Here is a 12,388-nt window from a genome sequence, read left to right as displayed (position 1 = left end):
CAAGTCAGTTGATGAACACGTTACGTCGGGACCGAAAATAGAGTAACCGTAAATTGTATAAGACCAAGGATAATCTTCATGTCCTTGCCAAAATTTTTACCAAAACTACTGAGCCTGCCTTGACTTCTATCTGATGACTGAATCCGTGTTCTAGCGGGTATTAAGTGATGAAAAGTTTGATTTGAGCAACACATTGAAATTTCATTCTTTAGAAATATTAAAATTTCATTCTTTAAACAGATTTTTTCGCTTAACTGTCTTAACTGTCTTAACTGTCTTAACTGTCCTTTTTTCTTTTTTCATTTGTGTTATTTTTTTTAAGTGTTTGTATTACTTGTTTGGTTATAGACACTAGTAAAAATCAAAAGAGGTGTTGATACATGGGATGGGTAGTCAAATACCAAAGCCATTTATTTTCTGAGACAAAGACGGATGGTATTTTTGTTAAAAAAAGTACAGCAGAATTTTGGCAAATTTGTGTGTCATTAAATACTAGTACTATTCGAGTTTGGATTGAGGAAGTTTCCCAATAAAAAAAGGGTAATTGACCGAAAAAGAAAAGGCTTCGCCGTGAGATCAGCGGACTTCGGCGTGAGGCTTCGACGGTGAGCTCAGCCGAACTGCGCTGAGTCGAACGCTCGAGTGAGCCTCGCCGAACTCCGAACAGATACAAGCCCCGCTCCTTATGGTATGGAGAAGAAAAAAATGCGGATCAACTTTATTCAAGCCCCTGTCAACATCCTTTGGGGTCTTCACTTTTGAATGCGTGAATGCGTGAATGCGTGACTTCCCCGTAAGCGCAAAGCGCAGGCTCCGCCAACGCGTAGCGTGCCCGTTCGCCGCTCTTGCGTGCCGAAGGCATAGGGCTTAGGGGTGACTGGAAGTTAGACAAACTTTTTTACCACTTCTACTGACTTGAAAATAGAACTCAGAACTCAGAACTCAGAACTCAAGATAAATTTTCATTCGTTCTGGTGTACGCAGTTCATAACGGCTACTTAAGGACGCAATACCTGGCAGTGCTTCCAAAGTGTCAACTGACCACTTAACTGATAACTGATACCAAACTATCTTGCAGCTTGGCGACCATCTCAGCACGTGCTGAAACTTCTAGTTTACGGAACATCCGTTTGAGCGCTTGCTTGACAGAATTTTGTGTGATCCAAAGTTTTTCGCCAATTTCCGCATTCGTTAACCCCCGCGCCACCAACTCAGCAATTTCTAACTCTCGGGGAGTCAGACGACTTGCTAACGGACAAAGAGATGTTTTTGGTTTGGCGCGTAGAGTCGCGAGTTTTGCGGAAACATGAAGGCATAAAGCACTCATGTCAGCGAGATCATTGACGTTAAAAGCAGCAGTACCATGCTCACGCGCGAGGTTAAGCGTTCCGACGAGACGACCATCACAGACAATCGGTCCACTCATGACGTGTTCATGGTCATGGCGCGAGCAAAAATGCTTCCAATCTCCTGTTGGTAACACCAATTGCTCGTGAACAGGAGCATGACGTTCAACGACGAAGCGCCCAACCGGATTGCTTTCCATACACACACCCGGAACGTCTTGACCATCTATCTCTGGGGAGAACGGTTCATCCAGCAGATAGAGACCCCAACGCTGCACGCCAAAATACTCCGCCACTGTATCTATCACAGCTCGTCGTAGTTCTTGCTCATCGCTGACAGAAGCTATTTCATGAAATACAGTTTGAAGAGATTTAACCATAGGTGTACCCACTTGGGGTCTATGCGAAACTTAATAATTACTTCTATGCTAATAGCAGCAAAGGTAAAAAGCTAACATAACAGGTGACGATAGGAGAAACAATGACAGCAACACAAGTTTCTGCTCAAGAACTTTTTCGTGCTGCATACGAAAACCGTTACACTTGGGAGAAAAACTTCCCTGGTTACACCGCAGATGTCACCTATAAACAGGATGAGCAGGTGTTAACAGGCAAAATTCGCATCAACTCGAATCTCAAGGCGGAAGTTTTTGAGGTAGAAGACGAGGAAGCGAAGCAGTTCATTAACAATCAAGCATGGGAGATAGCGATTCACCGCATTCGTCGCTCTTTTGAAGAAACCCACGGCGCAAATACATTTCGCTATGGTGCAACTGACGAAACTGGTGCAGTTGAAATTCTTTTAGGCGGTAAGTCCGAGGGCGATCGCTACAAAGTCCGCAACAATGAGGTGAGCCACGTCCACCGTCATATCCACAATGTTGTTGTGACGATTGACACTTTCAGCAGTCACGATACAGGAGAAGGCTACCTGTCTCATCAATATGACTCTGTTTACCACGACCCCAAAACGGGTGAACAAAAGGGTGGAAGAAGCGAATTTACAGATGAGTACGAAAAGGTTGGCAATTACTTCATCCTAAATCGCCGAGAAATTCGCACCGAAATAGAAGGAAAAACATCCATTCAGGAAATTATCTTTTCCAACATTCAGTTGTTGGAGCCTGTTGCTGCTTAATTGTCGTGCAAATCGATCAGACTCCCGACTTCTTAAAAAAGTCGGGAATCTTATCTTTAAGAAGTCGGGAATCTTGTTGTTTAGGAATGATTTAGGATTGCTATATATTAGATGAGTATTCACTTACTTCTTCTGGTGTTTTTGACTTCTGTCGCACGGCAGATAACAGGCGCAGACAGAATTACGAAAGCAATCAAAGCCACGTTAGTCAACATTGTTTAACCCCTTTTGTTTTTAAAGTTCTTCTAGGTATAGGACTACTGTTTTTTTCTCTAAGGTTCCGGAAATTTCTGGTCTTGAGGACAGTTTTAAAAGCTTCATATTTAAACTTGTTTTTAGGCATTTTTTGATTAGAAAAATTGTTCACCGCACGGCTCTGGCAGCTTTTGCAATCTTTTTTCAGATTTGTCCAGCAACTGCTGATTACCCATTGGCGATCGCTGCTGCTGCTATTGCTCGGAGTCTATTTACCTTTGCAAGTTTTTGGGGAACTGGCAGAGGATGTTTGGGAGAATGAAGGTGGCTTCCCGTGGGATGTACCCTTACTATTGGCAGTTCACAGCACAGCCAATCCTCAACTGGACGTTGTGGTTACAATGCTGACTAAATTGGGTGTGTTTTGGGGTGTGTTTCCGATTGCGACTGTCACTGCGCTAGTGCTATTTAGCCGCCGACAGTGGCGTAAGCTAACTTACTTGATTGTCACCTTGCTGGGTAGTATAATCATCAACCGGACAGCGAAGGTACTGCTGCATCGAGTCCGTCCCCACTTATGGGAGTCACCTGCACCAGAATTTGACTACGGATTTCCTAGCGGTCATGCAATGTCGAGCATGACGTTCGTAGCAGTCTTAGTCATTTTAACTTGGGGTAGCCGATGGCGCTGGTTGGTTTTGATTGTCGGGGCAATTTTTGTCTTGGTTATTGGCTGGACGCGGCTGTATCTAGGTGTGCATTACCCCAGCGACATTTTGGCAGGCTGGATGGTATCGGTTGGCTGGGCAATTGGGGTCAGTCTCATTATCCGGCTTTGGCGATGATCCAGTTGCCAGGTGTTGACGAGAGTAAAAGCATAGATATAACCAGGGGGATTGAGTCTAAAGTTCCCGCGTGGCAATGTTCTAAATGAGTCCAGAAGCCTTGATATTTACCGACATCTTTACCGCAAAGCGCCTACATTTATAAAGTTCCAATGAAGCTTGAGAAAATATTTTATAAATCAAGGTAAATTTTCTACCAGTACTTGGTAAAAGTAAGAGACATAACGGGTAAGTCCATACAGGGTGTTCTTGTGACATAGGTAACCCATACTGAAGAAAAAAATGAAGCTAAACCAAAAACTAGCAGTTACCACTGCTGGCGTTGCTTTGGGTCTCACTGCAATGAAAGCGAACCCAGCAAGTGCTGCCGTCATTACCGTTGATTTCACTATCACTGACGTCACTCAAAACGCTGCCTACGGCGGACCACCACTAACCATAGAGCAGCCGCTTTCAGGTTTTTACAGCTTTGATGACGCATCCACACCCGTCATAGTGCCTCCAGCATCTCTTAATCTCTCTTTGTTTCCTTTGACAGATTTTAATTTTAACTTCCTGGGACGCCAATTCTCACTTGCAGATATAAGCGGCTATGGTGGCACGGCAACAGACTTATTGATTAGCGGCTCTCAAACGGAGAGCGACAGCCTCACGAGGTTTTCCATCTTTGCTATTCCTAGACCGGGTTTTGCTGAACCGCGTTTTGATGCCACTGCCATACGAGGTCCTTTTGTATACTCTATAACCGGGAAACCACAGCTTTCTCAACGTACTACCACCCCAGTTCCGGAACCAACAACCATAAGTGGTTGGTTGTTGGCGGGTCTGTTTTCCATAGCCCTTAAGAAAAAGGCAGCATTCAAAAAACAGTAAAAATTGATGAAAGTCCTATTTGGATGGGAACTAGGAGGAGGACAGGGACACATTCAACGTTTGGCGGCACTGGCTCGGACATTGGAATCGTACGGAGTTGAACCAGTCTTTGCTTTGAAATCTTACAAAATCAAAGGCATGAGTTTTCCGTGGAAAATTGTTTGTGCCCCGCTCCTGCCATTTTCTGGAAGGTCTGAATCCTATACGTTCGCAGATATCCTGGAAACGTTTGGTTTTGGTAATGCGAATCTACTGCGATCGCACCTACAGGCATGGCAATCTGTTCTTTTAGAGGTTAAACCAAGCTTAGTTATTACTGATTTTGCGCCTGGTTTAGTGTTGGCAGCTCGCAATATTATACCCACAATTGTCACAGGAGACAGCTTTGCAGTACCACCACCCATTGAAGTATTTCCGCCCTTAAGATTTCCCACCCCGTCTGAATCAGAAAAACACCAAGAGCAAGTCAGCAACACGATTCGTGAAATCGTCAAGTCGAATGCACTTTTAGGGGAGGTTCTTTCGGGAGATGCCAGTTTTATCTTTGACATTCCCGAATTAGATCCTTATCGGCATTTACGTAGTGATGTTAACCAGTATCTTAGCGTACACATTACACCTATTCCAAAAAATCTGCACTCCAGCAATGGTCCTGCTTGGGCTTATTTATACGATGACTATCCGTACCGTGACTTGGTGCTGCAAACTCTTAGACCTGAATCTGACTTCAAACCCTTAAGCGAAGTTCTAGCGGGAAAGTCCCTGGCAATTCACCACGGAAGCTCAACGACGGCTATTACTTGTTTACTTGCAGGCATTCCTCAGTTAGTCTTTCCCAAACACCTACAACATCAACTTAATGCGATGACACTCTCTCAGTTAGGAGTCGCAAAGATCAGCACCACACCAACATGGGAAGGTTTGCTTATAGCACAAGCTGAGGCTTATGGACTTACGGAGAACGCCTTACAAAAGGCAAAAAGCCTTGCCCATTGGAACCAAAACTTCATGTCTATTTTTGTCAAAACCTGTCTCGAATTTCTGGGAGCACAGCCATAGCATCTCATTTTCTCAGGAAGGACAACAATTTGTCGTTGCGATCGCATAACTTAGCGATCGACACCTTGAGAGATTACGGAGGATCTAAATACTATGAACAAGCGTTTGAGACCTACCAATCCTCTCGCCACTTTTGTCAAGATGTTTTTTTAATAATTTACCCAAAATAGAGATACCTTGCTCGATGTCCTGTGGTGAGTTGGCGAAAGTCAGTCGCATAGCTGGATAACCCTGTTTATCTGGAAAAAATGCGGAACCACAGAAAATCAGCACATTTTGTGACAAGGCTTCCTTAGTCATTGCCTCAATAGGAATATCGGCTGGTAATTGCACCCAAAGAAATAAGCCTCCTTTGGGAACCGTCCACTTTGCTTGTGCGGGAAAATAACGCTCCATGGCTTGCAGCATAATATTGCGGCTGTGGATATTTTCCGCTCGCAGTTGGCTGAGGTGACGGCGGTAATGTCCTGATGTGAGGTATTCACTCACTATTGCCTGGGAAACCGTGGATACGTGGACATCATGGAATAACTTCCGCTCCAAAATGGCTTGATAATGCTTGCCTGTAACTACCATATAGCCCACTCTTAACCCAGGCATAAAAGTTTTAGAAAAGGTACCGACGTAAGTCACCAAATCGTGTTTATCTAAAGCTTTAATTGGCGCTGGTACAGGCTCGAAATTCAATCCTTCATAAGCATTATCTTCCAAAATAGGACATTCATATTCTTCGGCTAAGGCAAGCAATTTTTGGCGATGTGCCTGAGTTGTCGTCAAACCGGTAGGATTGTGTAGGGTACTAATGGTGTAGATTAATTTCGGGCGATGGCTCTTGAGGTATTGCTCTAACAACTCCAGATTCATCCCCTCAGCTGTCATGGGAATACCAATGATTTTGGCTCCTAAGTTCTCTAAGATGGCGATCGCTCCAAAATAGGTAGGAGCTTCCACAATCACCCAATCTCCGGGTTGCACAAAATGATACATTGCCAATGACAGAGCTTGCTCAGAGCCATTGGTAATAATTAAATCCTCCGGTGAGACATCCAGTCCCTGATGTACCGACATTTGAGCAGTTTGTCTGCGTAGCGTTAACTGTCCTTGTGGCAAGTCGTATTTAGATAATGCATCTGCCTGCTTGAGCGCTCGTTTGGCAATTTGCATTAAATTCTTTGGCGGACGAGGAAAGCCAAAACTCATATCAATCATTCCTGGCTGCGCTTGTGCTTGCACTGCTGCCATATGCATATCGAAAAAAGAATTGCCTCCTGGCTCTTTAATGATCACCTCTTGTTCTGGGGCAAATGTTGGTTTCAGGTTGGCAGACACCAGAGGCTGAGTGTTCACGAAATAACCAGAACCTTGACGAGCGCAAATCACTCCATCTGCTTCTAAAACGTTGTATGCCTCAATAATGGTGAGTTTATTAACTTGCAAATTTTCTGCTAAAGAGCGGATTGAGGGGAGGCGATCGCCCCCTTGCAGTGCGCCAGATTTAATCAGACTACTAAGGCGATCGTGTATCTGCAAATAAATAGGCTTAGGTGACTGCCGATCTAAAAAAATCTTCATTTTGGCGCACTCATCAACGACGACAACAGCACTATTACTGGCAATATAAGCGATTTTCAATTGTTGTGCATGGTACAGTTGGGTGAATTTTGACTAGAACAGTTGTCAAGGTGCATAACTGTTCTAGTACAAATCTGCAAAAACTGTACCTTCTCACTGTTCAATTCCTGAGCGAAGGTAAAAGTAATAGTTCACCAAACAGTAATAAACAATCAGTGCTTAGTGCTGAACCATTTTCACTCAGCACTCGCTACTCATCACTCAAAACTTCTCAAGTTTACTGAGGAAATTTTGCAATGGAAATCTTTAATTTTTCAAAAGAAATATTGCCGAAGATAAAAAACGTTTGGCAATATTTTGTAACATGGTTAGTCAGCAGATCTGAACTGCAAGTATGGCAGGAATCGGATCGTCATGGTCGTACTTTTTCTTGGCACGCGTATGACCCCTTGACAGGACGTTCTGCTTGTTTTGGTTCTGAAGAAGAAATGCGAATTTGGATTGAGCAATGTTACTACAAGTAACAGATAAAAGCCAGCGCAAAAGACTATGCTTGCTCAATTTCCACTGGTTCTTGGTCAAATCGCCGCATCAACTCCAGCAGGGCTTCTTTATTTGGCTTCTGCCCATTTTTCATCAGTTCCGCCAAACCCTCAAAATACTTTTCGCGTTCCCCCGCTGGAGTAAACATAATCAGCAACTTCGCAGGCTTTGTTCCTCGGTTGGCAAATGCGTGAGGTGTACCACGGGGAACCAGTACAAACGCCCCTGGTTGACCTTGGACTTTTTGATGACCAACTAGGATTTCAACCTCTCCCTCCAGGACATAAAACATCTCTTCCATGTGGCGATGAATATGGGGTCCCGGCGCAGTTCCCCCTGGCTGTATTAAGTTTTCAAACACACCCAAGTGACCGTGAGTGTCACTACCAACAGCTTTGAATGTCACCTCGCTATTGCCGATTGTCAGGTGATTGCCTTCTTCTGGCGCTAGTACAATTTCTTTAATGGGTAATGTCATCTCAATTCTCGCTAGCGTTTCTCCAATTTACCGACTCGCGCCTCTAACTGATTGACTTGCTGCTTAAGTTCTATTACCAGAGTAGCTAGTCTATCAAACATCTGATCTCGTTGTTGCGGTGACACAGTTCTTCTAGAACCCGACGATGATGGCGGTGTCGCAGGTACACCAGAAGGTACCCGACCGCTTTGACCGAGTCGCGCCTCAATCTGGTTAACCCGCGCTTCCAGACGATTAAAGTCCGCTTCTAAGTTGTAGAAGCGTGATTCTACTGGCTGTTGAGATAAGACGGTGTTTGAGGTCGCCCCACTCCAAAGCATAATTACTAAAAACAGGGCTAATGCTACCAGCCCAATACGTTTCATCGCTTTGCTCCAACTATGAGGTTAAGCGTAGTAGTGCGTCTAAACTAAGGGACTTCCAAATAAAAAATGTCCCAAAATTTCTTGTGGTGCGGGCATCTTGCCCGCTATTAACATAACAAAGGACGGGCAGGATGCCCATCCCACTGTTAGGGGATAATTTATTTTTTGCAGTTCCCTAATTGAGTGCATTATAAAAGTCATCAAATTTTGTGCTAAAGCACTACTACGAGCCTTTTCTATTGCATCATTTTAATCTAGACGCACTAGTAGGGTGCGTTAACACAGTGTAACGCACCGCCATTACTTACGGCGTTACAGCACATAAACAGTAATGGCATAAAAGACGACTAAGATGATGCATCTAACGTACCCTACCGTAAGTTTGGTTGCAGTTGAGAAAACAGCCTTTGCCAGTCAATAGAACTAGCAGTATTTTCTCCCTCTTTCACCTCAAACGTGACGTTACACGCTGTCTTTTGTTGTAGCGCTTCTACACATAACTTGGCGACATCCTCGCGGCTGATTTTTCCCCTGATATTGTCGCCTTGCTCACAAATAAATTCCTTGCCCCCTGCTTCCTCAGTCAGCGCACATGGTCTGATAATCGTGTAAGGAATTCCACTTTCTCTTAAACTATCTTCTCCCTTCAACTTCCACGTTAAAATTCCTCCCAACTGGTCATTTAATTTGACTGCTGGCGGTTCTTCATCCAAATTAATTCCGGGGCGTCCGGGACGAGTTACACCTGCTGAACTCACTAAGACAAACTGTGGTAAATTTGCCCCACCATAAGCTTGAATTGATTCCACCTGCAAAGCGAAACCACCAGGAGAAAATTTGGGATTTAATTCGCCGTCATATTCAAATTTGCTCAGCATCAGTTGAAATGAGCAAATTTTGCTAGCATCAATTGACGAGCCATCTTTTAATGTTTTGGCACGAAATACCGGAACCATCTCAGCAAAGGGAATGCGGACAACTATCCAGGTATTCGCCTCCGTATCAAAAGAATAACTATAGGCAACACCATCCCATTGTGTCTCTGTACGCATAAGGAATTTATAACGCTTCCCGTCACCTCTTAAGCGCAGTTCCACACCTTCATAACCGGACAAATTGAAACCAGGAGTGAAATTTCTCGTTCTTACAGAAGCAAATCCTCCAGAGTTGGCGGTTGAGACATTACCAGCAAACAAAGCTGTCTCTTCCACCAATTGAATATTACTTTGACTGACACCACCCATCACGACATCATCCACCGCACCCCAAGTATTCTGCAATTCTGTTGATGGTTTTGTGAAATCAAATAATAGTTGTTTACCTGCTTTCGGCAGATATTTAGCAGCAGCTTCTACTAAGTTTTTCACCCCCTGATATTCTACATTTTCAGGGGTGTCGCCAACAATTTCTGGTTGGTAAAATTTGATGCCTTGATAGTATTTGGCGCGTTCTGGGGTATCTCCTTCTACTGGTTGCACGCGCACCGCTGTGGCGCAGATCACAGCTTGGATATGAGCCATGACTAATGAAGTCAGAGTTTCGGGTTTCGTAATATCTGCGACAACTAATTCAACGTCATTACCAAGAATTGACCGTGCTTTATCGATGTCTCGCACAAGCGCACGTACTTTATAGTTCTGTTCCAGCAGTCGTCGTACCACTCGCTGACCGACTCCACCCGTTCCTCCTGCTACTAATATTACACCCATTTGTTTCGCTCCATCAGGTATATCGCTGCTACTATGAGAACGACCTTGGATAAAATCCTGTATCCACTTGAGAAAAGGGATGACCTCAAAATAGGTGAGGGTTTGGATGAATCTGCCTAAGTCCCATTGAGAGCGATTGTTGTTAGCCACAATTCATTTCTCACGCTTATCCAGTGCAAAAGTATTATGGCGATGATTCTTCATAAGTTCACCATCATATAGACTGATTTTTTACCGAAAAATTGGGTTTAAAGCCCCGTCCTAAAGGAGCGGCTTTTAAATTCGGGAACAAAAACGCCCCCGTTATGCGACAATAGAGCATTCAGCATGACGGCTGAGGAGTGTCAACTCTAACCCTCGCTGAGTCCCTCGCGGTGCGGCACGGCTGAGCCCAGAGCGCACGCACTCGCCTTCGCCGTTAGGGTAAGCTCCTCCCGAATGAGGCACGGACACGCTACGCACATGAAGGAGCCTGCGCTTTGCGCTTACGCTCAAATTCAAAATTCAAATTTCAAACAGTATGGTTTGCCCAAGCATCCATTCGAGTGAGCGGACTATAATTGCCTATCCATTACTATGCTGAGGGGTTTGAGTGAAGCGTCTTTGAAACAGAATTGCCCCTACATTTGCCAGCAAACAGGTGAGTGCTAACCACAGCAAGATGTAGGTAGGAGCCATCACTACGCCAGCCAAAAACCAAGTATAGACGTGCAATATCATTATGAACGCAAATATGCTACCTAGTGCGGATGCTTGCCATACATAATGTGACGGGCGACGGAGTGCGGCAAAAGTCATAGCCAAGATTGTGGCAAGCAAGTTGGCTGGCACTAGAAATGCACAAATACTTACACAGTTGGCGCGGGAGAACTCAGCTAAGCTGTTAAGGTCAAGCATCAATTCTTGGGGATAAAGTCAACATTTGGTGAAACATTTAACATATTTATAAAATAGTGAAACATACCTTAGTGTATACATTTAATATAATAACGACTAAATTAACATAAGTTTAGATAAGTAAAGTATTTTTATCGTTATTAGCAGAGTCAGCGGGGCTAAATCCAGAAAGGATAAGCTTTTCTGAGAAATAGTCATGAAATATTTTAATTTGAATCTTACTTGCAAAAGTTTAAAAAAATGTAAAGTAAGGAATTAAAATAACTTTATCAATAATGTGAATCAAAATCTTATCAGCTTCAATGTAGGATAATTGCAGAAAATATAATAGATATAATAGATTTTCTTCATGTCCCTTCGCACATACGCCATCTTAGGAACAGGTGCATTAGGCGGCTTTTACGGTGCTAAACTGCAAAAAGCTGGGTTAAATGTCCACTTTTTGCTACGTAGCGACTACGAACACGTCAGCAAGCACGGTTTCATCGTTGAGTCTGTTGACGGCGACTTCACCTTAAGGCAAGTCAATGCCTACTGCGATGTAAAAAAGATGCCTCAATGTGATGTGGTAGTCGTGGCGCTGAAGACAACGCAAAACCATCTGCTGCCAAAGTTGTTACCGCCCATTGTTAAGGATGATGGGGTTGTACTGGTGTTGCAGAATGGACTGGGAGTGGAGGCGGAAGTCGCCCAAATTGTTGGTAATGATAAGGTGATTGGTGGGTTGTGCTTTCTGTGTTCAAATAAAGTAGGACCAGGACATATCCGCCACTTGGACTATGGACAAATTACCTTAGGCGAATATGCAGCTGACTATTATGCAGCTGGTATCACAGAACGGATGCGGCAAATTGGCGAGGATTTTGAAAGTGCTGGTATCCTTATTGAATTAACTGAAGACTTGCTGCTGGGGCGTTGGAAAAAACTGGTATGGAACATTCCCTACAATGGGCTTTCTGTGATTCTCAACGCTACGACAGCGGAATTAATGGCAAATGTTCACACTCGCAAGTTAGTGGAACAGGTGATGTATGAAGTGCTGACAGGGGCGAAGAATTCAGGGCGCATTATCCCTGATAGCTTCATTCAAACAATGCTCGATTACACCGTGAAGATGAAGCCTTACCGCACTAGCATGAAAATAGACTATGACGAACACCGCCCTTTAGAGGTAGAAGCAATTTTCGGCAACCCGTTACAAATGGCACAAGCCGCAGGTGTGAATTTACCGCAAATTTCTTGTTTATATCGGCAACTCAAGTTTTTGGATGACAAGCAAACAGGGGGATCAGGGGGATGGCGAGAATTCTTCTCACTCCCAATACGGTTTGGATAAGACTTGATCCCCCCAACCCACGCCAGGTGCTT

13 protein-coding genes are annotated in these 12,388 nt (G+C 44.1%); 6 read left to right on the top strand and 7 right to left on the bottom strand.

Annotation, left to right across the window (positions count from 1 at the left end; translation table 11 throughout):
- Nucleotides 1–1,045: 1,045 nt before the first annotated feature.
- Entirely contained in the window at nt 1,046–1,726 is a 681-nt protein-coding gene (locus V5G28_RS08225) for a helix-turn-helix transcriptional regulator (protein ID WP_332988491.1), read from the bottom strand.
- A 101-nt stretch (nt 1,727–1,827) separates the two neighbouring features.
- Between V5G28_RS08225 and V5G28_RS08220 the strand changes: the two genes are divergently transcribed.
- The 4 genes from V5G28_RS08220 to V5G28_RS08205 all read left to right on the top strand — a co-directional run bounded on the left by V5G28_RS08220 (nt 1,828) and on the right by V5G28_RS08205 (nt 5,456).
- Nucleotides 1,828–2,484 (top strand): DUF3386 domain-containing protein, encoded by a 657-nt coding sequence (locus V5G28_RS08220; RefSeq protein ID WP_332988489.1) that lies wholly within the window; start codon nt 1,828–1,830, stop codon nt 2,482–2,484.
- A 386-nt stretch (nt 2,485–2,870) separates the two neighbouring features.
- Nucleotides 2,871–3,524: a phosphatase PAP2 family protein gene (locus V5G28_RS08215; RefSeq protein ID WP_332988487.1), complete on the top strand. Its 654-nt coding sequence runs from the start codon at nt 2,871–2,873 to the stop codon at nt 3,522–3,524.
- A 282-nt stretch (nt 3,525–3,806) separates the two neighbouring features.
- Nucleotides 3,807–4,397: a PEP-CTERM sorting domain-containing protein gene (locus tag V5G28_RS08210; RefSeq protein WP_332988485.1), complete on the top strand. Its 591-nt coding sequence runs from the start codon at nt 3,807–3,809 to the stop codon at nt 4,395–4,397.
- 6 nt (nt 4,398–4,403) lie between these two features.
- Nucleotides 4,404–5,456, top strand: a complete 1,053-nt coding sequence (locus V5G28_RS08205; RefSeq protein WP_332988483.1) for a glycosyltransferase — start codon at nt 4,404–4,406, stop codon at nt 5,454–5,456.
- An 84-nt stretch (nt 5,457–5,540) separates the two neighbouring features.
- Here V5G28_RS08205 and V5G28_RS08200 read toward each other — a convergent pair whose 3' ends face one another.
- Complete coding sequence (locus V5G28_RS08200) at nt 5,541–7,088, bottom strand: aminotransferase-like domain-containing protein (RefSeq protein ID WP_442994232.1); 1,548 nt, start codon at nt 7,086–7,088, stop codon at nt 5,541–5,543.
- Nucleotides 7,089–7,324: 236 nt separating this feature from the next.
- On the opposite strand from V5G28_RS08200, the gene V5G28_RS08195 reads away from it, so the two are divergent.
- On the top strand, nt 7,325–7,552 hold the full coding sequence (locus tag V5G28_RS08195; protein ID WP_332988481.1) for a hypothetical protein: 228 nt from the start codon (nt 7,325–7,327) through the stop codon (nt 7,550–7,552).
- Between the two features lie 23 nt (nt 7,553–7,575).
- Here V5G28_RS08195 and V5G28_RS08190 read toward each other — a convergent pair whose 3' ends face one another.
- From V5G28_RS08190 to V5G28_RS08170, 5 genes are all read right to left on the bottom strand, one after another.
- Nucleotides 7,576–8,049 carry a cupin domain-containing protein gene (locus V5G28_RS08190; RefSeq protein WP_332988479.1) on the bottom strand — a complete coding sequence of 158 codons (474 nt, stop codon included), beginning with the start codon at nt 8,047–8,049 and terminating at the stop codon, nt 7,576–7,578.
- An 11-nt stretch (nt 8,050–8,060) separates the two neighbouring features.
- Nucleotides 8,061–8,414, bottom strand: coding sequence for a hypothetical protein (locus tag V5G28_RS08185; protein WP_096563335.1), 354 nt, complete (start codon nt 8,412–8,414; stop codon nt 8,061–8,063).
- Nucleotides 8,415–8,785: 371 nt separating this feature from the next.
- A complete protein-coding gene (locus tag V5G28_RS08180) occupies nt 8,786–10,273 on the bottom strand; it encodes a CIA30 family protein (RefSeq protein ID WP_332988476.1) in 1,488 nt (495 codons plus the stop codon).
- 153 nt (nt 10,274–10,426) lie between these two features.
- Nucleotides 10,427–10,576 carry a hypothetical protein gene (locus tag V5G28_RS08175; protein WP_332988474.1) on the bottom strand — a complete coding sequence of 50 codons (150 nt, stop codon included), beginning with the start codon at nt 10,574–10,576 and terminating at the stop codon, nt 10,427–10,429.
- 111 nt (nt 10,577–10,687) lie between these two features.
- Nucleotides 10,688–11,020: a hypothetical protein gene (locus V5G28_RS08170; RefSeq protein ID WP_096562372.1), complete on the bottom strand. Its 333-nt coding sequence runs from the start codon at nt 11,018–11,020 to the stop codon at nt 10,688–10,690.
- Nucleotides 11,021–11,369: 349 nt separating this feature from the next.
- Here V5G28_RS08170 and V5G28_RS08165 point away from each other — a divergent pair, with 349 nt between their 5' ends.
- Nucleotides 11,370–12,356 carry a putative 2-dehydropantoate 2-reductase gene (locus V5G28_RS08165; RefSeq protein ID WP_332988470.1) on the top strand — a complete coding sequence of 329 codons (987 nt, stop codon included), beginning with the start codon at nt 11,370–11,372 and terminating at the stop codon, nt 12,354–12,356.
- Nucleotides 12,357–12,388: the final 32 nt, after the last annotated feature.

This window comes from Scytonema sp. PRP1, from assembly GCF_036697665.2.
In the GTDB taxonomy this organism is placed as follows: Bacteria; Cyanobacteriota; Cyanobacteriia; order Cyanobacteriales; family Nostocaceae; genus Kalymmatonema; species Kalymmatonema gypsitolerans.
The sequence above is the reverse complement of the archived record's forward strand: the minus strand, read 5'-3'. Positions and strand labels throughout refer to the sequence as shown.